Origin of the sequence: Sulfolobus sp. E5-1-F (assembly GCF_009601705.1) — an archaeon.
Lineage (GTDB): Archaea > Thermoproteota > Thermoprotei_A > Sulfolobales > Sulfolobaceae > Saccharolobus.
This window is the reverse complement of sequence record NZ_CP045687.1, coordinates 1,452,439-1,475,488: the sequence shown is the minus strand read 5'-3', so window position 1 is coordinate 1,475,488 and position 23,050 is coordinate 1,452,439. Positions and strand designations below refer to the sequence as shown.

The window sequence follows — 23,050 nt, the reverse complement described above, 5'->3', positions numbered from 1 at the left end:
GAATATAGGAAGTTCTTGCTCTAAATTATTCAGTTACTTCGCAATTGCCTTTAAATTTTGAGTTCTGAAAAAGTAGATATTATCTTTTTGAAATATGACGAGGTAATACTCTTCTCACGTATAGAATAAAATTATATTGATGTAAGCTATAATAAGTATAGAAGACAATGGAGCAGTTACTATACTCTACATCTTTAAGAAAGATTAAAGTAATTAAACGAGATGGGAGGATTGACGAGTTTAAACTAGAGAAGATATTATCTAAACTTTCTTCTGTGCCAGATGAGGTAATAGATGGTATAGCTAATGATGTTCAGGCTAATGTTAAAGATAATGCTATAGATACTAGAGTAATTGCTGATATAGTGGAAAGAAATCTCATAGAGAACTCCCTAAAGTATCCTTTTTTAATGGAATTAGCAAAGCGATATGTCTTAGCTAGAATTTACAATCACGTTTTCGGTAAAGGAAAATGGAAAGATTTCAATGAAAAAGATTTACTTCTCTCTTACAATGCATTAAAAGTATTAGAGGCTAGATACTTATTGAAAGATCCTAATACCTTAAGATATATTGAGACACCACAGATGTTATTCAGAAGAGTAGCCAGATTTCTTGCGTCAGTTGAGAGAAAGTATAGTAAGTCTGAGGCTGAAGTTAAACAGTTAGAAGAGAAGTTTTACGAAATGATAAGCAGCTTAAAGTTTGTGCCTAATTCACCAACGTTAATGAATAGCGAAACTAGATTAGGCATCCTATCAGCGTGTTTCGTAATTCCGGTTAAAGATGCTATGACAACACCAGAAGGAGATGGTATATATGACGCATTAAGAGCTACTGCACTGGTTCATCAACAAGGTGGAGGAACTGGGTTCGATTTCTCGGAATTAAGACCTAAGGGTGATGTTGTTGCTTCGACTGCGGGTGTAGCCTCTGGCCCGGTATCATTTATGAAAGTATTTGATGCCTCTACTGATGTCATAAAGCAAGGTGGAAAGAGAAGAGGAGCTAATATGGGAGTTATGCACGCATGGCATGCCGATATTGAGGATTTTATAAAGGCTAAAACTGGACAATTAAAGGATGTTCAGTTACAGAATTTCAATATTTCTGTAGGTGCTTATGACTACTTTATGGAGGCTGTTGTGAAGGGTGAGAGTGTACCTTTGGTTAACCCTAGAAAGACTAAAATAGCCGGAAAGGACCACGAATATTATATTACAAAGGCTAGAGGTTATATGAATGAAGAATGGATTCAAGAGGTTATCTTATCAGAACTAGAAGAAAAAGGTGGAGTTGTTTCACTAGATGAGAGTAAAATTATTACAGTTGACGAAGCTCTCGTAATAGCTTCAAAGGAGGGTGCTATTGTAAGATATGTTAATGCTAGATCGCTATTCGATGAAATCGTTAAAGGAGCCTGGGACAGCGGTGATCCTGGCCTTCTCTTTATTGATACTATTAATAGAAGGCACCCAGTATGGTATTTAGGTAAGATTAACGCTACTAATCCATGTGGTGAAGAACCACTATTACCTTGGGAGAGTTGTAATTTAGGTTCTATAAATCTAGAGAAATTTGTTATAGAGAGAAATGGTAAAGCTGAAATAGATTGGGACGGATTAGCAGAAATTATTAGTTATGGAGTAAGGTTCTTAGATAATGTAATTGATGCTAATCGTTACCCATTAAAGCAAATTGAAGATGCAACCAAGAGAACCAGGAAAGTTGGTTTAGGTGTTATGGGATTAGCAAGGATGTTTATTAAATTGGGTATTGCTTATGATAGTGTAGACGCTATATACTTATCATACCAATTAGCTAAGTTTATATTCTATCACGCGTATAAGGCATCTGTCGAAATCGCTAAGGAGAAGGGTTCATTCCCTGCCTATGATCCAAAAATGTATAGAGATATTTGGGAGAGTGCATTGGATTTCAATTCACTACTTCAAATTGCTGAAGTTGTTGATAAACCATCAGATTATGTTAAAAAGCTAACTAGTGTAGTAGATAAGTTAGATTTTGATTTGCTAAAAAGCGAAAGGTTAAAATATGGTTTAAGGAATTCCACTGTAGTTTCTATAGCCCCAACAGGTACTATCTCAATAATAGCCGGAACCTCATCTTCAATAGAACCACTCTTTGCGTTAGCGTTTGTCAGAAATGTTGCAGTAGGAAAGTTTATAGAGATTGATCCACTTTTCTTAGAATATCTCAGAAAATATGAGCTAGATGATCCGGAAGTCATTCAGAAGATAGCTGAAAGTGGAATGATCGGAGATAACGTATTTATGCCAAAGTCATTAAGAAGATTATTCAGAACTGCTCATGAGGTTCTACCAATTTATCATGTTCTACATCAAGCGGCCTGGCAACAGTGGAATGACTCTGGAACCTCTAAGACTATTAACTTAAGGTCAGAAGAACCACCAGAGACTGTAGAGAAGGTTTACTTGTTAGCGTGGAAACTGGGTATAAAAGGTATAACTGTCTATAGAGATAAAAGTAAGCAACAACAAGTGATCTACTTCGGAGTTAAAAAAGAAAGGGAAGAATACGAGAAGAAAAAAGAAGAGGAGATAAAGAAAACTCAGTTACTTCCTTCTGGTTTAAGGATGGAAAAGAAATTTGTCGAAGTATCGGAGACTTATGCTGGTGGATGTAAGACGTGTGAATTATAAAAACATTTTTATTTATCGGTTTTTTATATTATATTGGACCGAAGTGTATTAACATGTCATTACAGTTACCATGTGAATTTTCCGTTAGGGAGATTTTACCAGCAGTTAGAAGTATAGTGGCTCAAAAATTGATAAAGGAGAGAAATTTATCTGAGTATAAGGCAGCGAATTTAATGGGTTTAACACCAGCAGCGGTCTCAAATTATCTTAAGAGTAGAAGAGGTAGTAATTTAAGATCTCTTCTTGAGAAAGATGAAAAATTTATGGACCTCGTCAATGAAGTTATGGAAAGAATTTTAAATTCAAATTCTAATCTTTCTGTATATTATTGTATTTTATGTTCTGAAGGTAAAAAAGTTCTTACAAAGCATGGGTATAATCTAAGCCTATGCCTATATGAGACTACAGTTGAACCTAAATAGCTTTTCTTTTAAGTAATAAGTCTGGTAGTTTTTTTATTTCTAGTTCTAAATTGATGATTCCCCACCTTCTGATAGGAATTTTAATTCTATCGTACTCAGTTGTTATCGTATTATTCGGCTTTATTATTTTAGTTATTCTTGCTGAGAGATAAACTGTAGCTATAACTGGATTATTGCTGAAGTTTTCTAATACCATTTGTAAGATATTGGTTTTCTCATCAAATTTTATATATAACGGGACTACAGCAGAAGGCTCGATTCGATATAGTGAAAGAGGAAATTGTGGACTACAGTCTATCTCTATCACATCGTTCATCATATCCCATAATAATCTATGGATTTTAGATTCAGCAAAAGTCTTTGTCTTTGAAACTAAAATTTTTCCATTGGTTTCTACACTAATTTTCCCTAGCTCAAATTTTAAGTCAAGGAGCGAATTACTTACAAAAGAATATGCTTCTGTGAGTTCTAAGCTTGCAGCAAAGGTATTGAATACTGAATTATAATCACTTTCTATGTAGTATGGATTTATGTAGAAGAATTGTGGATTTAAGAATTTCGTGTTTATACTAATCTGGTTTTCTACTAATTTCATATTTCCTTGCATTTCAACATTCCTGCCATTCCCAATTTCACCCTCCTTTAATTCTATAGTTCTATTTCTGGTAAAGTAATATCTTGACCAAGGAGAGACGTTAAAAAGTGAAGTTCCTTCTTTACAAGGTATTAAATATTCTACTAGCTTTTTCAATGAGTTTGTGTCTAACCTGGTAAAGGTCCAAGGAATTGAAGTCTTGTTTAATGGCGTCCTCATTATTAATTCTTCGCTATTTTCTTCGCCTTCAGTTGATATTGTAGAGAGATCGGGACCAAGAATTTTTGCCTTATACTTCCATTTTATTCTTTTAACTCCACCAATAGTTAACAATTGTGGAAGTTGTTCTATGCTAAGCATTTCATCTTGTAACTCTATATTTTCACTAAGATTTTTAAATGGGTACTCAGCGGCTACCTTTATTATATCATCTAGCTTCATAAGTGGTCAAGCTCATCATTTAAATCCGACAAATGCCTTCTCTTCATCAATAATCTGTCCGAGGGTAATTCTTCACTCTATAACATTCTTGAGTCTTGACTTTATTAATTCTAATATAACTTTCCCATCAGCTCTTCCTTTTACTTTACTCATTACTTTTGACATTATTAGGTTTACCGCTTTATCTTTTCTTTTCTTTATCTCAACTAGATTAGAACTAACTACATCATCTATTATCTTTTCTAATTCCTCAATTGGTAATGTCTCATATTTACGTATGATATCCTTTAGTTCTACATTTTTATTAGTAGTGTATTCTAGGAGTATTTCCGAGATTGAATCCTTGCTAATTTTGTTCTCATAAACGCTTTTTATTAGCTCCTCTATATCTTCCTCATTTATCTTTGATATATCACCACCTTTTGACTTAACATACTTTAGTGTGTTGGTGATTGTACTAGCTATTATAACTGGAGAGACCTTTGGGGAATATTTGTTAACTAATTCTTCAAATAGGTCGAGTCTGGGATCTCTAATTATCTCCTTAGCTAGTTCCTCACTTAAACCTAATGTGATATACCTTTTCATTTTAGACTCTGGCGATTCCGGAACCAATTTTTTAGCATCCTCAAGGAGTTTTTCATCTATTCTTCTCGGTGGAATATCAGTTTCTGGATACATTCTAGCTGAGCCTGGCTGTGGTCTTAAGAATTTCGTGGTTCCATCATCTAACGCTCCTCTAGTTTCCTTAGGAACACCCTCAAATGCGAGTAATATTCTGTCCCTTATTACTTCTACAGCTTTATTCAACCTCTCTCTTTCGCCAACAATTAGAATGAAACCATCTTCAGTTGTTGCACCAAGGGCTTCTCTAACTTTGCCTATCTCCTCTTCAGTTATACCGTAATTGGGTAGCTCATCAGAGTGGAAAAGTCCACCTAATCCTGCAAGTGCTCTAACGTAATCCGCAATTTCTGTTCCAAATCTTCTCTTTTTTGGTATTAGTTCCCAACCTAATATTCCCTTTAACTTGTACGCTCTTATTCCGTATACTAATCCTCCTTTTTCTATTCCGCTTTTAATGATTTTACTATTTGTCTTTTTAAAAAGTTCTGTGAGATCTTTCACAACAAAATTGGATAAAATTAGATCTTTACTCACACCTCTTTTATATAATTCCTCTTTTATCTTAAGCAAGTTAAATTGTCTCATTGCTTCATATCTAACTATATCCGGTATTAATTCTAGTTTTTGTACTCCTTTAATTTCTATCTTTGTACCACCTTTTATAGAGATATTTAGGTCTTGCCTTATTGTGCCTATACCTCTTTTAACTTTACCGGTCATTCTAAGCAATTGGCCAATCTTTAGTGCAATTCTTTCAGCTTGCTCTGGACTCCTTATATCCGGTCCAGTTGAAATTTCTATTAATGGAATCCCTAATCTATCTAGCGAATAGGTTACTTGATCTGTTCCTTCATCTATCTTCCTTGCAGCATCTTCCTCAACTGCAATAGTTTGTATTGTAACTCCCTCATCTTTTAGCATTCCACCAAGTGCTACTATTGCGGTTCTTTGGAATCCAGTAGTGTTTGAACCATCTATTACAATTTTTCTCATGACGTAAATTTCGTCTACTATGTTGCTGTTTAGTGCAATGGCAATAGCTAATGCTATTTTTAACGCTTCTTCATTTATTGCATGTGGAGGCTCTTCATCAGCTTCTACGAGACAACTTGTTGTTGTAGGTATTCTGTATACGTATTTTTTACCTTTTTTCCACTCAAACAACGCAGCAACATCGACTTCCCCTAATTCACTTAATGCAGGTCTTAAATACCTCTCTAAGGTTAGCTTATAATCTTCTTCCAAATTAGTACTACAGTTGCAGAATAATTTGTGAGATGTGTTAAGCTGTTGGTGAATTTCTAATCCTACTTTTAATCCTAGCTCTTCATAATTTAACTCACTCATATAACCACCTTGGGAAAAGATCTAAAGTGTGACGAGGATTTATCTCCCCCACTAGATTTGATATCATTAGGCTTCGTATTTTTTCTAAATCTTGCTCGTGTGCAAGTACCCACATTAATTTAACTAATGCGACCTCTGGTAGCATGTCTTCCAATGGGGTAACACCAGCATCGAGTAACTGTCTTCCGGTAGTATACACATTCATATTAACTCTTCCAAATAAACACTGTGTTGTCATTCCTATAAATATGCCATCTTTAGTAGCTTTTCTGAATAATTCCACATAATCTGATGAAGTATGACCTAAACCAGTACCAGCTATTATAATACCTCTTATTTTAGTATTAGTTAAAATGTGCTCTAAGAACTCTCTATCTAATCCAGGATAATAGTATAGTAAAAATACTCTATTATCAAATTTAGCGTCAAGTGTAGTCTCGTCTTTCTTGCTTATATAATTATTGTCAAGCATTACCACTTTCCTTTCTTTCCAAAGAACTTTAGCTAAAGGCTTATTGTTTACTGACTGAAAGGCATCTCTTCTACTACTATGCATTTTTCTAACCTTTACTCCTCTATGTACTAATACGTAAGAGTCTGAGGACTCAGCGTGCATATTTACTACTACTTCTCCAAATGGTGTATATTTGGCTGTGATAACTGCAGATAAGAGATTTATTGCCGAATCACTACTAGGTCTATCACTACTTCTCTGCGAACCCACCAGCACAACCGGTCCTTGTAAAGATCTTAGAGAGAAAGCTAACGCAGATGCTGTATATGCCATAGTATCCGTACCATGAGCAATAACTACTCCACTGTTTCCCTCATCAAACGCTTTCTTTACTGATTCAGCTATCTTAACCCAGTATTCGGGTTTCATGTTTTCACTTAATATCGAGAAAAGTACCTCTGCATCAACTTTTGCTATTTCGTTTATTTCTGGCAGAAATTGTACTATTTCTTCAGTGGTTAGCGCGGGTCTGACTGCACCAGTTTCGTACTCAACTTTACTTACTATTGTACCTCCTGTGCTGATTATCTTTATTTCACCTTTAGTGCCATCACGACTAGTATCCTTTCTTTCACTCTTCTCTTGAGCTTTACTTGAATTTTTTGTGATTAGTTTAATCTCAGATACATTATCTATGGATATTCCTATATTATAGCCATTATCTAATTTTATTACGAATATTCTTTCATCTTTCGAGTAACTTGGTAACAGTATACCTCTTATTCTTAGGTCCCCTTTCTTAACCTCTATTAGGTCCCCTTCCTCTATATTTAGATTTTTCAAAATATCATAAGCCTTTCCTTTATAATTTTCTTGCACAGAAAAAGATTAGGTAATAGCAAAAATAGTTTATTATCTAGCGGGAGCTTGTTGCCTAGCTTTTACTACTCTCTTTTCATATTCCTTTCTATTTCTTACTCTTGGTACCTCTTTATGTTTTTCTTTAGGTTGTATTTTGGGTGTTTGACTTCTAACCTTTCCCGCCTTGGTTAACGAACCGTGCGAAGGCATATTAACTCTTATTATAACTTGAGCATTTAAACTTAAAAATTTGTCAGATAGGTTTGTAGTGAGAGATGATGAAAATATACCTAATCGAGCATGTTATTGGAGCAATTGCTTACGATGAAAATGGTAATATTGTAGACTATATTACAAATCCAAGAGATTTGGGAAAAATAACTGAGGAGCTTTTAAATAATGAAAAGGGCATACCATTTAATGCAACAGTTGAGTTGTTAAAGAAAGTTAACCCACAAGAAGTAGTAGTCGAGAACGAAGCTGAAGTTCCTAAATTACAAGCCCTAGGTTATAGGGTTACATATGAACCATATAGTAAGATTTCGAGGATATTTAGGGAATCATTACCTAAAGTAGCTATAGATATAAAATTTGTAAGTAATGAAGAGGAGTATTATAATTTTCTTCATGAACTTTCGTTAGAGTATACTAGAAGGAAGCTAAGATCTGCAGCTCAAAAAAGAGATCTTTTGGCTATTCAAGCAGTAAGGGCAATGGATGATATAGATAAGACCATAAATCTTTTCTCAGAAAGATTAAGAGAATGGTATAGTATTCATTTTCCAGAGCTAGATAAGCTTATTGAGGACCATGAAGAATACGCAACCATAGTGTCCAAGTTTGGTGATAGAGGACTCGTAACTACTGATGCTCTAAAGGAATTAGGTTTCAATGAGCAAAGAATAAATAGGATAGTCGATGCTGCAAAGAAAAGTATAGGTGCAGATATCTCAGAAGATGATTTATCTGCAATGAGGATGATTGCAAACACCATTTTAGAACTGTATAATATAAGGAGAAACCTTAATAATTATCTAGAAGGTGTAATGAAAGAAGTTGCACCAAATATAACGGCCTTAGTTGGTCCAGCATTAGGTGCTAGATTATTGAGTATATCAGGAAGTCTGGAAGAGTTAGCTAAAATGCCGGCTAGTACGATCCAGGTATTGGGTGCTGAAAAAGCCTTATTCAGGGCGTTAAGAAGTGGAGGAAGACCACCTAAACATGGTGTGATATTTCAGTATCCTGCTATTCACACATCACCCAGATGGCAAAGAGGCAAGATTGCCAGAGCTTTAGCGGCTAAATTGGCAATAGCAGCCAGAGTTGATGCTTTTAGTGGGAGATTCATAGGAGATCAACTAAATGAACAATTAAAGAAGAGAATAGATGAGATTAAGGAGAAATTCGCTCAACCTCCACCTAAAAAGCCACAACAACAAAAGCCACAGCAACCACAAAAACAGCAAGCAAAAGGTAAAAAAGGTGAAAAGAGAAGAGGTAAAAGAAAGTGATAAAAATGTCTGAAGTAGTTACCGTAAAACAGACCAATATGGAAAATATTTACGAATGCGAATTTAACGACGGTAGCTTTAGGTTATGTACAAGAAACCTGGTATCAGGCTTTAATGTTTATGGTGAAAGACTAATCAAGTATGAGGGTGTTGAATATAGGGAATGGAATGCATTTAGAAGTAAATTAGCAGGAGCGATACTTAAAGGTCTTAAGAGTAATCCTATTAGGAAAGGCACTAAGGTCTTATATTTAGGAGCTGCTTCCGGAACTACAATAAGTCATGTCTCTGATATTATAGAGTTAAATGGTAAGGCTTATGGTGTAGAATTTTCTCCAAGAGTTGTAAGAGAATTATTATTAGTAGCTCAAAGGAGGCCTAATATCTTTCCAATATTGGCGGATGCCAGATTCCCTCAGAGCTATAAGTCAGTAGTAGAGAACGTTGACGTACTTTACGTCGATATTGCTCAACCAGATCAGACAGACATAGCTATATATAATGCTAGATTCTTTCTTAAATTAAATGGACATATGCTCTTAGTGATTAAAGCCAGAAGTATTGATGTTACTAAAGACCCTAAAGAAATATATAAATCGGAAGTAGAAAAACTGGAAAATTCTAATTTTGAGACAATCCAAATTATTAATCTAGATCCATACGATAAAGACCATGCAATAGTTCTAAGTAGATATAAAGGGTAGGAGTTTGATAGACAAGATTTTTGAATTTGGACTTAAAGACATATTCTCTTCTTCTCCAGCTGAATACGTTACCATTAAAGATGCATTGGAAGGTAAACTAAAAATTAGATTAAATAATAATTTTTATCATGAAATAAAAAAAGACGAAGTGGAAAGGCTTTCCAGTAAAATTCCACTTTATTTATGGTCCTTAGTAAAAATTCCCTTTACATTTATTAAATCACCCGAAGTTGGTGAATATTTCATTAGCGGTGAACAATGGAACAGAAAGGCAATTTCAATTTTACTTGGGAGAGAAATATCTGATGTAATATTAAATGTGGATGTCGAGAAGCTATTAAGGGAATATACATCATTAATATTTATAATTCTTAGCCCCATTACAAGTTATACAGAAGAAACAGAATAATTAAGTGAGATGTAAGGTATGAGTAAAAGAATTATTGACGAGGTTATAGACATATTGAAGGATAAAAACTATACTTATACAATGATTGAATATCCAGAACATAATAGAAAATCCGTAGATATCGTTCTCAACTCTAAGGAACCCACTCTAATTAGAGTATCTGAGGATAAAGTGACCAAAGAGGAAATTTCAGATTTGAAGAAGATTGCAGTATCTACGTTAACTGCGTCATTAGTAGTTACTAATGAAGAAGAGGAGGATATTGTCTCAGTTAAGGCTGATAATGTTTTTGCAGTCTCGCCTGAAGGATTTAAGAGACTAATTAATGGTGAGAAAATTTTCCTTTATAGAACTAGAGGAGGTATATTCATAAAGATCAGAAATAACATATTAAAACATAAGAGGGAGGAAATGGGATATAGTATAGGAGATGTAGCTAAATATCTTGGCGTTTCTAGAAAGGCCATTTACGATTACGAGAAAGGAGATTCTGACGTATCGCTTGAAGTTGCAGAGAAGTTGATAGATTTGTTCGGGGATGATATAATAGGTGATGTAATATGGGATTCTATAAAAAGTAAAAAAGAAGTCATTGAAGATGATATAATAGAGTTTTCTCCGGAGAATTTTAAATCAAAGTTGATATATAAATTGAAAGAAAGTGGATTAAATGTCCTATCATTGAAATTAACTGCTGCAGATTTGATAGTTAAAGACAACGATAATAATAGATATTTAGTTACAATAGAGAACAAGGATTATAATAAGTCAATGAAGAAATTTTATGAAGCTAAGAAACTTGCATCTTATACTAAATCTGAATTATTTATAATCATAAGGACTTCAAAGATGTTAAGGGAATGTGAAGATCTAGGATATAAAGCTTATGAAGAAAATGATATACATTCTTTAATAGATGAAATTAAAGGAAGTAACGGAAGGCAAAGTTAGAGTATTTGTACCAGATCCTAAAGAATATATGATAGAGGGGAAATTTGACCCATCGTGGGCTCCAGTATTCTACAATTCTAAAATGACTTTTAACAGAGACCTCAGCGTAATCGTGGTTAATCTATTAAAGCCTAAAATAATACTAGATACATTAAGTGCAACGGGTATAAGAGGAATTAGATATTATGTTGAATCTTGGAAAAGTGAACAACTAATTCTTAACGACAAAAATTCAACTGCTACTTCCCTAATTCAAATAAATGTGAAAAATAATGGAATTGAAAATGCTAAAATTTATAATAAGGATGCGAATGCATTACTCTACGAAATAAAGAGCGATTACATTGATATAGATCCCTTTGGATCTCCAGCACCGTTTATTCTTTCATCCATAAATGCCACGATAAGAAATGGAATAGTAGCGTTTACAGCAACTGATTTATCTCCACTTGAGGGTTCTTCACGAACTTCTTGTAGGCGAAAATATGATGCTATTAACTACAAACTATCCTCGTCAAAGGAGCTTGGATTAAGAATACTTATTGGTAAGATAATTAGAGAAGCTGCAATATTAGAAAAGACCGTGTATCCGTTATTCTCTTTTTATGCAGACTATTATTATAGACTATTTGTAAGAGTGGAAAGTGGCGCTAGAAAAGCAGATGAGAACATTAATAAGAATCTTAAATATTTCGGGGAATGTCCCCGCTGTGGATTTCAGTCTTTCGTAGACGAGAATTGTAAGATTAAGTGCCCAGTCTGTGGCGAAATTTTTATCATTATCGGTCCTCTATATAGTGGACCTCTTCACAATATGGAATTTTTAAAAAGAATAACTGATACATACAGTGATTTTAATTACTTGTCCTCTTTTAACAGAATACAGAAGCTACTTAATGTAATAGAAAAGGAAGCAAAATATAAAAGTGTATTTTACAATATTAGTAAGCTTGCATCTAAATTAAAAATCTCAGCTATTCCTCCAATTAATTCGATTTTAGAATGTCTAGGGGACGCTTCTAGGACTCATTTTGTTCCTACTGGGATAAGGACTGATAGGGAGTATGAAGAAATAACAAGGTGCATTAAGAATTTAAGATAAAGCTTTTTCTAAGATCCAGCCTGATAATTTATTACAAGTCTGTGGGCTTACATGTATTCCATTTCCACATTTGGTTAAGCTCTTACAACTCAAGCAGGGAATCTCATCTAAACCGTTAAGATTTATATAAATGTTTATATTATAATTACTATCGACTGCAAACAATTTAACTATATTTTTTCCATTTTCTTTCACAGCCTTTTTAATAATTAGCTTCTTCTCAACTAATCTTTTTATAATGCTACTAATTTCTCTTATAGGCAAACCAACTGATTTAGCAAGTTCTTGTTGTGAAATTCCTTTTTCTCCCATTTCTTTTATCTTTTTATGTACTATTGCTTCATAATTATTTGTTGAATCTGATTCCATCTTTTACACCCGTGTTGGCTAAAATATATATATACATTCCATGCTTATTTATTTTACTGTTTTTATGGATACGCTAAATACACTTTAGTGATAATTGGCCACTTTTCAGTAGTTTTAATCACAAATAAGATTTAAAAGAAATAAATTCTATTCAAAAGCATTTTACTCTATTCTATAAAAATCATAATGTAACGATAATATCAAAATTATCTACAATATCCTTATATCTATTTCTAATAGTTACTTCAGTAATATCTAACGAATCTGCAACCTCTTTCTGTGTCTTTTTTATATCCATTAGTGCTGATATTAAGTAAACTGAAGCTGCGCTTAAAGATAAATAGCCTTTCCCGCTACTCAACCCTTGCTTATGCATCAGGTCTACTAATTCAGATGCTTTTGTTCCTATAATTGGGGGTAAATTTAGTCTGTATATTATTTTCGGTATATATTCTGTTGGACTGATTTTGGGTCGAAAGTCAAGTATTGATTGTGCAACAGATTGAACTCTCTTTAAGGCGTTCCAAAGTTCACTAGAAGATATGGAATATCTAGCTTTAAACTCTTGGAGGTGTCTAGGTACTTTATTCACTTGGCAGGAGTAATATAGTGTAGCAACTACCAACGTATACTGATCTATCCTTTTGGTTTGTCCAGTTTCTACCATTTTCCTTATTATTAATGATGCAGTTTCTCTGACATGCTCTGGTAATTCTAATTTTGAGCTTTCATCATTTAAAATAGAAAGTAAGGTGACTAGTTTTTTATCCTTAGGCGACACACGTATTTTATTTTGCATTCTTTGCATCTTTAATGTTTTTAGTCTATCCTTAACTCTACCGTAGCCTATAACAGTATGAAATCCCCAGTCATGTACTTTTGGAGTACCTGGGCTACCTACTCTTTCTTTCTCGTTTCTGTCTTTCGCGTTATACGCTCTCCAATCTGGACCAGGATCTATCGCGTTATCTTCTATCACACTGCCGCAGTTTGTACATATGTACATTCCCTTTTCCATGTCATATGTTATTGAGTTTTCTGTTCCACAAAATGGGCATGTCATCTTCTTGACCTCCTCTCATTATAGCTAACGAATATCTTCTCGTTTAATGAAATTTTTGAATTTTTATCTAACATAGCTAAAGCATAAGGCTCTCTTACGTTTCCTAATACATCTAGGATCTTTCCTATTTTTTGTTGCTTTTCATTATATATAGCTTTTCCTATTATATTATACTTCGTAAAGTCTAAATTGTTCTTTAATTTAATAAGAATCTTATCTTTTAAAACATTCTTTGTAAATGTGCCTATTTCATTAAAGTTGTTTTTCATCTCACTTTTATGTTACATCTACATAGGTTTATTATTATTTGTTGATAATACCTATTCATTCATGTTAACTGCTGTAGCTGATTTTTAGGGCTTTCTGAAGGCTATTATGTGGGAAATAGTTATTTATACGATTCGCTACTAAAATAGACAAGAATGTCATCTATATCAACGGACACAGACGAGTTATATAAGAAGATATCTGAGCTTAAAGAGAATATAGTTAGACTAAAGCAACTTAAGTTAGAACTTATTGAAAAAGCTAAAAAAATGAGAGAGAAGAGAAGGGAAAAGATAACCAAAGCAAAGGAATTGACGCAACAAATTAACGTAGTGAGACAAGAGTATAAAATGAAATTAGAGGAGTTTAATCAGTTAAAGGAAAGAAGAAAAAATTTGGTAGAAATAATTCAACAAATGAGAAAAGATTTTGAGGAAGTTAAAAAACTTTCTTCTCAGAAACTAGGCAACCCTGATTTAATAGAAAGGAGAATAAGGGAGCTAGAGTGGAAATTACAAACTAGTTCTTTAACGTTAGAGGAAGAGAAAAAAGTCATACAGAGAATCGCTGAGCTAGAGAAAAAATTACAAGATGCTAAAAAAGCTATGAAAATAAGAGAGAAGAAAACTGAAGAAAAAGCTGAATTACTAGCAAAAAGAGTTGAGTTAAATACAATTAGGGAGAAGATTAAGGCACTTATTAACGAGATAGGAGAAAAGAAGAACATTATAAAGAAATTGGTCGAAGAGAGAAATAAGTTACGAGATGAAATAAATAATTTAAATACTGAAATAGAAAACATTTCCAAACAAATAGAAGAGTTAAATACAGAAATTAAAAATAAGAGTAATGAACTGAATGAAACCCAAAGAAGACTAAAAAGCCTTCAAGAAAATCCAGTACAAGTTAATACTACTGAAGTTATTGAGAAAAAGAAGAAGAGTATAGAGGAAAAGCTTAAGCAGAACAAGAGGTTATCTTTTGAAGAATTTTTAATACTTTATGGGGAAGTAGATAATAAGGATGGTAAAGACAATAGTAATATACGTTGATATTGATGATGATATAGGAGATTTAGGGTTTTCTTCACCAATAATAGGAGAAGAAAAATGTAAGCTAGCTCTTGTTAAAGCAGCGTATTTTATGCCAACGGACTCCGATTTTAATTCGATGGTAGTTGCATTTAATACTTATCTTGATCTAAAAAGAAAAGGAGAAGACGCTGAGATAGTCTTCATATCCGGTTCAAAAAAAGGTGGTACTGAGTCACAGTTAGAATTCTCAAAAAAGTTAGACAAAGTAATTGAAGAGCTATCACCAGAATATGCAGTAGTAGTCTATGACAGTCCAGACGATGCTCGTGCAATACCTATAATTCAATCTAGATTAAAGATTTCTGCAGTTCAGCAAGTTATCGTAGAGCAATATAGGGGAGTAGAGGAAACGTATATGCTTCTTGCAAAGTATATAAGAAAAGCCGTAACAGAAAAGAGATATGCGAGGATTTTCTTAGGTGTACCTGGTATAGTATTAGCCTTAGCCGGAATATTGGCTGCTCTGAATTTATCAGTTTACATAGAGCCAACAATACTAATTATATTAGGAAGTGCAATGGTTATAAAAGGTCTCAAAATAGATGATCTCATAGAAAGTTGGTGGGAGAATTCCACAATAATGGTAATAACAGCTACAGTGTCTATTATCTCACTTTTAATAGGTGTGATTAACCTCTATATACAACTTCAGCTGGTTAGAGGACTAAGTAGTATTCAAGAATTTGCTTTTGCAATTCTTCAAATTTTACCATATGCTTCATTTTCCGCCATAATCTTGTTTGGTGGTAAGGCTGTCTCAAAGGGATTAAATAAAGATATTAGGGTATGGCATGATATAATTAAGATTATAAATATAGTTATAATCTATTTCATATTATTTACTGTCGTGAAAGATATTATAGATAATACATATATTTTAACTATTCAATCACTATATACGTTAATATTAGCTTCTATAGTTATTATTTCTATATATATTACTCTAACAGCATTAGAAAAATATGGAATTTTAGAGAAGCTTATAAAAAGAATTTAGTTAATTTATCTTTAACTTCTATTGGTAGATTATCCATCTTTATTACTATGCTATTTTTAGGTTTATTCTTATTCACATAACTGGTTAGAATGTATTTTTCAGCGGAATTGTCATCCCTTGATTTAAGTACCCTTACCTTAACGTATTTACCGTTATTTAGATCTACATAAACATACTTACCATGTTTGAGCATTTCTAGGCACCAAATTTTAATGTAGGTTAGCATTTATATCTTTTGTGGAATACCTATTAATAGATGCTGGTGGTACATCTACTAAAGTTTTCGTTTATGATGGTGAAAAAGTAGTAAGACAGTATAAATACGAGCCTGCAAGTGTGGATAAAGTAGGTCCCTATAAGTCGGTTTTAAGATTAAATAGTATAATTTCATCATTTAATAAGAAATTTAATGGAATTGCAATATCTTTAGCTGGCATTGACAGTGAAGGCATTGCAAAAGAGGTAAAGAGTAAATTATATCCACTCCTAAGTAAATACGCGGATAAAGTAATTATAGAACATGACGCTCATGTTGTACTCATGTCTAATGCGGATAAGGGATGTATAACCATAGCAGGGACTGGTAGTATAGTATATGGTTTTGATGGAAGTAAAAGGATAATAAAGGGCGATAGAGGATGGTTAGTTGGCGATATCTGTTCTGGATTCTGGTTAGGTAGAGAGTTTTTACATGAGTTGTTAAGAGAGTTTCAGGGGCTATCTAATGATAGAAGCTTAATTCGATTTTCTAATTTTAATAGTGAAGAAGATCTAGTGAGGTTCCTCTATAAAAACTCTTGTAATCCAGCCAAAATAGCACAATATTCAGTTAATTTGTTAAACGCTGTAAAGCAAAATAGCACAAAGGCCATTAGAATTTTGAACACTTGTATATCAGAATTCTCTACTTTAGTTCAAATAGTATGTAAAGCTGTAAATTCGAATGTGGTCTACTATTTTGGTGGTATGTATGAATCTCCAGTTTACTTATCCTTTTTCAGTAGGGAATTAGAAAAGAAGGGAATAAAAAGCGTTAAAAGTAAAAGTGTAATAAACGGTTTACTTAAGCTTCTAGAGCTCTAACTCCTCTTCTTCCTCTATAGGTTTGACGCAATCCAATTCGGCTAGCTTATCGAATATTCTCTTTACCGCTTTAGATACTTCATCTTCTCTCTTTGCCCCAGTTATTACCATCTTACCGCTGCTGAAAATTAGCAGTACAACTCTAGGATCATCCATTCTAAAAATTAATCCTGGGAATTGTTCTGGCTCGTACATATTATTTTCCAGTAAGAATGCAGCTTTATCTAAGTTAACGTTCACATGTAAGTTAGCGGATGCTACTATATTTTGAATTTGGATTTTAGGTTTACCCATTATTTTTATGCCGTATTTTTTAAGTGTTTTAATTATTCTCTTTACAGCCTTTATTAGCTCTTCTGTACTTTTAGCCCCAGTTACTACCATCTTACCAGATTTAAATATTAAAGCAGTAACTTTAGGTTGTTCTAATCTGAAAATTAACCCTGGGAATTGATCTGGATCGTATTCTATATTGGGAATACTTCTCTCCATAGCGTATAAGTCCAAACTTTGCTCTAATGTAACTGTTGCCACGATATTTTCTATATTTACAATGGGTTTATACGATACCGCTGAATTGGAGATAAAAGATCACCTTAAAAACTTTTTGATTCTGCATTTATAAATCCCTCTTTTAAATAAGTATGTTCTTAATTAAGCCTAATTCGGGGAACTCCATTATACCTTCTCCCTCAATTATAACATAAGGTTTCGCTTTTTCTAATATTGCGTGTTCTTTTATCAAATTACTCATGTAATTTGAATGTATCAATGATATATCATTTCCCGCTTGGTATATTCCAATTGCGGGTAATACTATAATTTGAGAGTTTTCCCTTTCCTTTATAGGTATTGTCAAGAAACATTGTAGTTTCCTAGAAAAGCCTAACTTATCTCTTATTGACAATCTCGGGTGTTCATGACCTATGATGTAAGTTGTATTGTTTCTCGGCTCTATTACCTTATGTCCGTGGGTTATTAGTATTTCTCCAAGGTCTAACTCATCAACTAATGTTACATTATCAAATTTTTCTGTAACTAATGAAATATAGTTATCATGATTTCCTCTCACTACTGTAATTTCTACTCCAATATCCTTTAAATATTTCAGTATTTCGGTTAATTCCTCTTTTTCCTGCCTAGTAAGTTTTTCAAATGTGTGCTTGAAATCTCCATTTACTATTAACTTCTTAGTATTAAAGACTGAGAGTACTCTGTTCGTTATATTAAGAAATCTTTTTTTCTGTATTCTAGGGATATATATGCCTTTTCTTGACATTTCCTCTTCATAACCTATGTGCACGTCAGACATTACCACACTATTAGCTTGTTTTACGTAAAGTGCTGGTAGGTCTTCAGCAATTAAGATACCTCTAGTGAGCTCTAGCATTAAGATAAGATAATATTAAACACCATTTTATACATTCTTTTTGTGAGCGTTTTAAGTCTAATAGGTCTTGGAATCTCTAAAAAATTCATAACTGAGAGTGCAATAAATGCATTAAATGATTCTGATATTATAATTTTTGATAAATACACATCTAGATCTTGCGATATAAACGTTGATATATTAAGGAGATTAGTAAAGGGAGAGAAGACTTTCATTGAAGCGGATAGGAGTTTGTTAGAGAACAACTCGAAGATTATTATGGATTATTTAGATAAAACTTATAACGTGAGCATAGCTAGTATCGGAGATGTATTAATAGCTACAACTCACGTTTCACTGCTCGTAGAAGCTAAACAGCGAGGGCATAAGGTAAAAGTGATTCCAGGAATTTCAGTACATTGTTATCTTATATCGAAATCTCTATTATCTTCCTATAAATTCGGTAAGTCAGTTACAGTGACATTTCCTTACAACGATTTTATAGATCCTACTCCTTATAATGTGATTGAGGATAACAGAAAAAGAGGTCTTCATACCATACTATATTTAGATTTAAAAGACGAGAAAGCTATGACAGCTAATGAAGCATTACAGATCTTATTGCGACTTGAAGAGAAACATAGAAAAAATGTACTTTCCAAATCCGATATTGTAATAGTTGGTGCTAGATTAGGTTGTGATAATGAGAAAATTATTGCTCTCACCGTAGAGGAGGCTATATCATATGACTTTGGCAATACACCACATATTATTATAATTCCTGGTAACCTTCATTATATGGAGGCTGAGGCTATAAAATGGATATTGATGAGTTAAGGAAAAGAATAGAAAAGTATATTAAAGGAATGGATGAACGATTAAAGGATATTAACAGTGCCAATAATAAAGTGGTAGAATTAGCTAGATTGTATACTGAGGATTCTAAATATTATTTAGAGAAAGGTGATTATGTAACTGCATTAGTTGATATTGTTTACGCTGAGGGTTTGTTAGACGCAAAGGAGATTTATGAGAATAAAGATCCCAAATCTAATGTATCGAAAAAAGTATTTGTAGCAGGTACTTTTGACATATTGCATCCTGGACATATAGAATTCTTGAAGGAGGCATCGAAATACGGAAGAGTTTACGTGACTGTGGCTAGGGATTCTAATTCAGAAAGAATCAAAGGTAGAAAGCCCATTAACGATGAGCAAACTAGGTTAGAAATTATTAAGAGTATAAGATACGTTTTTGATGCAATATTAGGTGATCAGGAAGATTTTCTAAAAAGTGTGGAAAGAGTAAATCCCGATATAATTTTCCTAGGACCAGATCAGAAAGTTGATGAAACTAAGCTCCTTGAGGAATTAAAAAAACGAGGCTTAAGTCCTCAAATAATTAGATTAAAAGAGAGAATAAGGAAATGGCCCCATTCAAGTACAACAGATATAATAAATGAAATTAAAAAGAGGTATTGTAATTTACAACAATGTTAAACATAAACCTCTATTGTTACCTCATCGCCATCCTTCAAATTCAATTTTTCCCTGAGATGAAATGGGGAAATTATTTCTATTACACTCTTTGGATGTGTGGTTCTTAAGGGAATGACTACTGCAGCTGGTGTTAATTTATTAATTGATGCAGGATATAATTTAACTGCGCCTAATACTCTATCCTTCTGCTTGTATTCTGGAATAATTAAAGAAGGTGATGAATCTAAGAGTAATCTATTCTCTAGAGACAGTTTGTCGTATATTACAATATTTAGCGTGCCTGGATAAGGATCAAATCCCATTATTTTGTTTATTTGAGTTTTGTAGTACTCCATTGATAGAAATATTTTTCCTTCTCCAAGTCCAGATACAATATTTCCTTTTATTTCGAGACTATGAAGCGACAATATGGCATCTTTTAAGTTACTTAAACATGAACGCAAAAATCTTTCTCCCTCTTCTGTTAATCTTATGATCTCTCCTTCTTTAGATATTATTCTTACTATCAGTTTATCATCTTCCAATTCCTTTAATTTACGAGATATTGATTGCTGTGAGAAATTAAGTAATTTAGCTAGCTCTGATTGTGTTACGTACGACTTGTCCTTTGAGTAGGCTATAATTTTAGCTAATATACAAGCGTTTGACTCATCTTTTCAAGTTGATCCCTCTGTACAACCTTGTTCTGCTTCCTTATATTCTCCACTCATATCATCTTCCATATCAATAGTAGACCAATCCCATTTTTCATTCCACGCATTACCAATCTTAATCGGCTTATCCAATTTACTTAGGAGAACTATCCTACTGGGTACATGCTCTGATAAGATATTATACCCAGTATATTGTGCTAGGATTTTCGCAAATTCTCTTATCTCCTTATGTTTTGGCATAGCATCTCTACTTAACCTATAGGTTGATGGTCCAACGTGCATGTAAGCCTTAATCTCTATATATGTAGGCATTGCAATTTCCATTAACTTCGCAAATTCTCTTGCATCTTGCTCACTCATATTGTATCCCTTTATCATTGTAAATCTTATTACAGTTGGTGAACTAAAACTTGGTAAGATCTCTAAAGTCTTCATAACTAGTTGCCAAGAGTTAGCAACTACTGGTCTATTAATCATTTTATGTTTCATCTCATTCGGAGCCTGTAGAGATACAAATAACTGAGTAGGTTCTTCTTCTAAACTTGCTAATATATCTGGTCTTACACCACTAGTTACAAGAAAGGTTGTCATACCTCTTTTATGATACTCCTTTATAAGATCACCAAGTTTCTCATAAAGTGTAGGTTCTCCTGTCAAACTTATTGCGACATGCGCTGGTCTCATCGCATCTTTTACTTTTTGAATGTTAACATCATTTCTTCCTAGATATCCAGAAACGGCTTTCTTATGTTCTTCTATACTCCTCTCTACAATATATTCCGGATCGTCGTATGCAGGCATTTTCGTATCGTCCCACTCTAGCCCAACATCCTCTGGTTCTAATCTCCAACAATGTACACATCTAAACCAGCACCACGCTGCAGTTGGAGTCATTTGTACGCATCTATGGCTCTCAATTCCATAGAATTTGCCCTTATAGCAAGATCTATTAGCTACAAGAGCAGAATGAGTCCAATGACACTTCTTATATGCACTATGAGTGCCAATGAGGTGGTACTTCTCTTTCTGTAACTCCTTAAATATCTCACTTATTGTATCGATTCTTAAATTACTTTGCATATTGTACATTCTACCGGATATAGGATTAAAAAATTATTAGATCTTAATTGGTGCAGTTAAATTGTACAATTTTGTTACATTTCTCTCTATATAGGATGATATGTTAATTAAATAAATATCTGATAGATATTTTCCCATTAATTGTAATCCTATTGGTAAGTTATTATAAAATCCTGCTGGCATAGATAATGCTGGTATTGCAGCTAAGTTAGCTATTACAGTATTTAGATCCATTGCATACATTCTCACTGGGTCATTAACTACCTCACCTAATTTAGGCGGTAATATAGGCATTGTAGGAGAAAGTAAAATATCATATTTTTTGAATAACTCGTCTAGGCTTTTCTTAATTAAATTTCTAACCTTTAACGCCTTGAGGTAAAATTCCTCATAATATCCAGCACTTAAGATAAAACTACCAAGGAGAATTCTTCTCTTTACTTCTATACCAAACGCTTCTCCTCTATTTTTAGCATAAACCTCTCTCCAATTACCTTCCATATATTTACTGTATCCATATCTAACTCCATCATATCTAGCTAAATTAGAACTTGCTTCAGACATTGCTATTATGTAGTATGCTGGTAGTGCGTATTCTGCATAACCTAATTTAGTATCTTCAATTATTGCTCCTTCACTAGATAGTTTATTTATAACGTCCTTTATCACACCAGACACTGGTTTTTCTGACATTTCTAAGATATCACTAAGAACACCTATCCTAACGTTTTTTACGCTTTGCTCCTTTAACTCAAAATTTAGAGAAAAATCAATTGTAGTAGCGTCCCTCTCATCAGGTCCAGCTATTATTGAGAGAAGTAATCCTAAATCCTCTGCATTTTTAGCCATTGGTCCTATTTGTTCTAAACTGTTTGCATAAGCCACTAGACCAAATCTACTCACTGTACCATAAGATGGCTTTAAACCAAAAATTGCATTATATGCAGCTGGTGCTCTTATAGAACCTCCAGTATCGCTACCTAATGCTAATTCGACATATCCGGCTGCTAGAGATGCTCCACTACCTCCGGATGAACCACCGGGGGTTCTTTCTAAGTTCCAAGGATTTCTAGTAGGACCAAAATAACTCGTTTCCGTCGTTGAACCCATAGCGAATTCGTCCATGTTTGTTTTTCCAACAATTACAGCTCCTTCTTTCTTTAATTTTTCAATTACTGTAGCATCATATGGAGGTATATAATCTTCTAACATCTTTGATGCACAAGTAGTTCTAATTCCCTTGGTTGAGATGTTATCCTTAATAGCAATTAGTACTCCTGCTAATTTACCCCCTTTGTTAATGTTTTCTTTTACTTCCCTTAACACCTCTTCCTTGTTTCTAATAGTTATAAACGCGTTGATATACTTATCATATTTACCTATTTTCTCATATGTTCTCTCAACGTATTCTTCAGCTTCTAAGTTCCTATTTTTCAAATCATTTACTAAATCGAGTATCATGATA

Annotated in this window: 25 protein-coding genes; 12 read left to right on the top strand and 13 right to left on the bottom strand. The window is 33.5% G+C overall.

Features of this window, described 5'->3' with window-relative positions; all coding sequences use genetic code 11:
• Positions 1–167 precede the first annotated feature (167 nt).
• Both GFS03_RS07245 and GFS03_RS07240 read left to right on the top strand, forming a co-directional pair.
• Complete coding sequence (locus GFS03_RS07245; RefSeq protein ID WP_153423188.1) at positions 168–2,684, top strand: adenosylcobalamin-dependent ribonucleoside-diphosphate reductase; 2,517 nt, start codon at positions 168–170, stop codon at positions 2,682–2,684.
• A gap of 53 nt (positions 2,685–2,737) precedes the next feature.
• Positions 2,738–3,106, top strand: coding sequence for a transcriptional regulator (locus tag GFS03_RS07240; RefSeq protein WP_153423187.1), 369 nt, complete (start codon positions 2,738–2,740; stop codon positions 3,104–3,106).
• On the opposite strand, the gene GFS03_RS07235 is transcribed toward GFS03_RS07240, so the two are convergent.
• From GFS03_RS07235 to GFS03_RS07220, 4 genes are all read right to left on the bottom strand, one after another.
• The gene (locus GFS03_RS07235) at positions 3,099–4,142 is read right to left on the bottom strand and encodes a hypothetical protein (RefSeq protein WP_153423186.1); all 1,044 of its coding nucleotides are present in this window, start codon (positions 4,140–4,142) and stop codon (positions 3,099–3,101) included. The two genes, GFS03_RS07240 and GFS03_RS07235, sit on opposite strands and share 8 nt — an antisense overlap.
• 72 nt (positions 4,143–4,214) lie before the next feature.
• A complete protein-coding gene (gatE, locus tag GFS03_RS07230) occupies positions 4,215–6,116 on the bottom strand; it encodes a Glu-tRNA(Gln) amidotransferase subunit GatE (protein ID WP_153423185.1) in 1,902 nt (633 codons plus the stop codon).
• A complete protein-coding gene (gene gatD / locus GFS03_RS07225) occupies positions 6,109–7,449 on the bottom strand; it encodes a Glu-tRNA(Gln) amidotransferase subunit GatD (RefSeq protein WP_153423184.1) in 1,341 nt (446 codons plus the stop codon). The genes gatE and gatD overlap by 8 nt, the downstream gene beginning before the upstream one ends.
• A 33-nt stretch (positions 7,450–7,482) precedes the next feature.
• Positions 7,483–7,641 carry a 30S ribosomal protein S30e gene (locus tag GFS03_RS07220; protein ID WP_009992370.1) on the bottom strand — a complete coding sequence of 53 codons (159 nt, stop codon included), beginning with the start codon at positions 7,639–7,641 and terminating at the stop codon, positions 7,483–7,485.
• A 65-nt stretch (positions 7,642–7,706) separates the two neighbouring features.
• Here GFS03_RS07220 and GFS03_RS07215 point away from each other — a divergent pair, with 65 nt between their 5' ends.
• Genes GFS03_RS07215 through GFS03_RS07195 form a run of 5 tightly spaced genes read left to right on the top strand, consistent with a single transcriptional unit; the run spans position 7,707 to position 12,111 of the window.
• Positions 7,707–8,945 (top strand): C/D box methylation guide ribonucleoprotein complex aNOP56 subunit, encoded by a 1,239-nt coding sequence (locus tag GFS03_RS07215; protein ID WP_153423183.1) that lies wholly within the window; start codon positions 7,707–7,709, stop codon positions 8,943–8,945.
• Positions 8,946–8,950: 5 nt separating this feature from the next.
• Positions 8,951–9,649 carry a fibrillarin-like rRNA/tRNA 2'-O-methyltransferase gene (locus GFS03_RS07210; RefSeq protein ID WP_153423182.1) on the top strand — a complete coding sequence of 233 codons (699 nt, stop codon included), beginning with the start codon at positions 8,951–8,953 and terminating at the stop codon, positions 9,647–9,649.
• Between the two features lie 4 nt (positions 9,650–9,653).
• Positions 9,654–10,058, top strand: a complete 405-nt coding sequence (locus GFS03_RS07205) for a DUF61 family protein (RefSeq protein WP_153423181.1) — start codon at positions 9,654–9,656, stop codon at positions 10,056–10,058.
• Between the two features lie 18 nt (positions 10,059–10,076).
• Complete coding sequence (locus GFS03_RS07200; RefSeq protein WP_153423180.1) at positions 10,077–11,009, top strand: transcriptional regulator; 933 nt, start codon at positions 10,077–10,079, stop codon at positions 11,007–11,009.
• Positions 10,975–12,111, top strand: a complete 1,137-nt coding sequence (locus tag GFS03_RS07195; RefSeq protein WP_153423179.1) for a tRNA (guanine(26)-N(2))-dimethyltransferase — start codon at positions 10,975–10,977, stop codon at positions 12,109–12,111. The genes GFS03_RS07200 and GFS03_RS07195 overlap by 35 nt, the downstream gene beginning before the upstream one ends.
• Here GFS03_RS07195 and GFS03_RS07190 read toward each other — a convergent pair.
• From GFS03_RS07190 to GFS03_RS07180, 3 genes are all read right to left on the bottom strand, one after another.
• The gene (locus GFS03_RS07190; RefSeq protein WP_153423178.1) at positions 12,103–12,480 is read right to left on the bottom strand and encodes a helix-turn-helix transcriptional regulator; all 378 of its coding nucleotides are present in this window, start codon (positions 12,478–12,480) and stop codon (positions 12,103–12,105) included. The genes GFS03_RS07195 and GFS03_RS07190 overlap by 9 nt on opposite strands.
• Before the next feature lie 181 nt (positions 12,481–12,661).
• Positions 12,662–13,543, bottom strand: coding sequence for a transcription initiation factor IIB (locus GFS03_RS07185; RefSeq protein ID WP_153423177.1), 882 nt, complete (start codon positions 13,541–13,543; stop codon positions 12,662–12,664).
• Positions 13,540–13,812 (bottom strand): Gar1/Naf1 family protein, encoded by a 273-nt coding sequence (locus GFS03_RS07180; RefSeq protein WP_153423176.1) that lies wholly within the window; start codon positions 13,810–13,812, stop codon positions 13,540–13,542. The genes GFS03_RS07185 and GFS03_RS07180 overlap by 4 nt, the downstream gene beginning before the upstream one ends.
• 153 nt (positions 13,813–13,965) lie before the next feature.
• Here GFS03_RS07180 and GFS03_RS07175 point away from each other — a divergent pair, with 153 nt between their 5' ends.
• Together GFS03_RS07175 and GFS03_RS07170 are read left to right on the top strand one after the other, a co-directional pair.
• Complete coding sequence (locus GFS03_RS07175) at positions 13,966–14,862, top strand: coiled-coil protein (protein WP_153423175.1); 897 nt, start codon at positions 13,966–13,968, stop codon at positions 14,860–14,862.
• Positions 14,834–15,901 (top strand): DUF373 family protein, encoded by a 1,068-nt coding sequence (locus GFS03_RS07170; protein ID WP_153423174.1) that lies wholly within the window; start codon positions 14,834–14,836, stop codon positions 15,899–15,901. The genes GFS03_RS07175 and GFS03_RS07170 overlap by 29 nt, the downstream gene beginning before the upstream one ends.
• Here GFS03_RS07170 and GFS03_RS07165 read toward each other — a convergent pair.
• Positions 15,885–16,094 carry a DUF5622 domain-containing protein gene (locus tag GFS03_RS07165; protein ID WP_153423173.1) on the bottom strand — a complete coding sequence of 70 codons (210 nt, stop codon included), beginning with the start codon at positions 16,092–16,094 and terminating at the stop codon, positions 15,885–15,887. The two genes, GFS03_RS07170 and GFS03_RS07165, sit on opposite strands and share 17 nt — an antisense overlap.
• Before the next feature lie 44 nt (positions 16,095–16,138).
• On the opposite strand from GFS03_RS07165, the gene GFS03_RS07160 reads away from it, so the two are divergent.
• The gene (locus tag GFS03_RS07160) at positions 16,139–16,984 is read left to right on the top strand and encodes an N-acetylglucosamine kinase (RefSeq protein WP_153423172.1); all 846 of its coding nucleotides are present in this window, start codon (positions 16,139–16,141) and stop codon (positions 16,982–16,984) included.
• On the opposite strand, the gene GFS03_RS07155 is transcribed toward GFS03_RS07160, so the two are convergent.
• Together GFS03_RS07155 and GFS03_RS07150 are read right to left on the bottom strand one after the other, a co-directional pair.
• Positions 16,973–17,530, bottom strand: a complete 558-nt coding sequence (locus tag GFS03_RS07155) for a TATA-box-binding protein (protein ID WP_256365649.1) — start codon at positions 17,528–17,530, stop codon at positions 16,973–16,975. The two genes, GFS03_RS07160 and GFS03_RS07155, sit on opposite strands and share 12 nt — an antisense overlap.
• 88 nt (positions 17,531–17,618) lie before the next feature.
• Positions 17,619–18,374, bottom strand: a complete 756-nt coding sequence (locus GFS03_RS07150; protein ID WP_153423171.1) for a metallophosphoesterase — start codon at positions 18,372–18,374, stop codon at positions 17,619–17,621.
• Between the two features lie 42 nt (positions 18,375–18,416).
• Here GFS03_RS07150 and dph5 point away from each other — a divergent pair, with 42 nt between their 5' ends.
• Both dph5 and GFS03_RS07140 read left to right on the top strand, forming a co-directional pair.
• A complete protein-coding gene (gene dph5 / locus GFS03_RS07145; RefSeq protein WP_153423170.1) occupies positions 18,417–19,190 on the top strand; it encodes a diphthine synthase in 774 nt (257 codons plus the stop codon).
• Positions 19,172–19,852 carry a DUF357 domain-containing protein gene (locus GFS03_RS07140; protein WP_153423169.1) on the top strand — a complete coding sequence of 227 codons (681 nt, stop codon included), beginning with the start codon at positions 19,172–19,174 and terminating at the stop codon, positions 19,850–19,852. Before dph5 ends, GFS03_RS07140 begins: the two co-directional genes overlap by 19 nt.
• Here GFS03_RS07140 and GFS03_RS07135 read toward each other — a convergent pair.
• The 3 genes from GFS03_RS07135 to gatA are packed head-to-tail and all read right to left on the bottom strand — an operon-like array spanning position 19,849 to position 23,046.
• Positions 19,849–20,472 (bottom strand): DUF120 domain-containing protein, encoded by a 624-nt coding sequence (locus tag GFS03_RS07135; protein WP_153423168.1) that lies wholly within the window; start codon positions 20,470–20,472, stop codon positions 19,849–19,851. The genes GFS03_RS07140 and GFS03_RS07135 overlap by 4 nt on opposite strands.
• Positions 20,473–20,508: 36 nt before the next feature.
• Entirely contained in the window at positions 20,509–21,594 is a 1,086-nt protein-coding gene (gene twy1, locus GFS03_RS07130) for a 4-demethylwyosine synthase TYW1 (protein WP_153423167.1), read from the bottom strand.
• Between the two features lie 27 nt (positions 21,595–21,621).
• Positions 21,622–23,046 (bottom strand): Asp-tRNA(Asn)/Glu-tRNA(Gln) amidotransferase subunit GatA, encoded by a 1,425-nt coding sequence (gene gatA, locus GFS03_RS07125; protein WP_153423166.1) that lies wholly within the window; start codon positions 23,044–23,046, stop codon positions 21,622–21,624.
• Positions 23,047–23,050 lie beyond the last annotated feature (4 nt).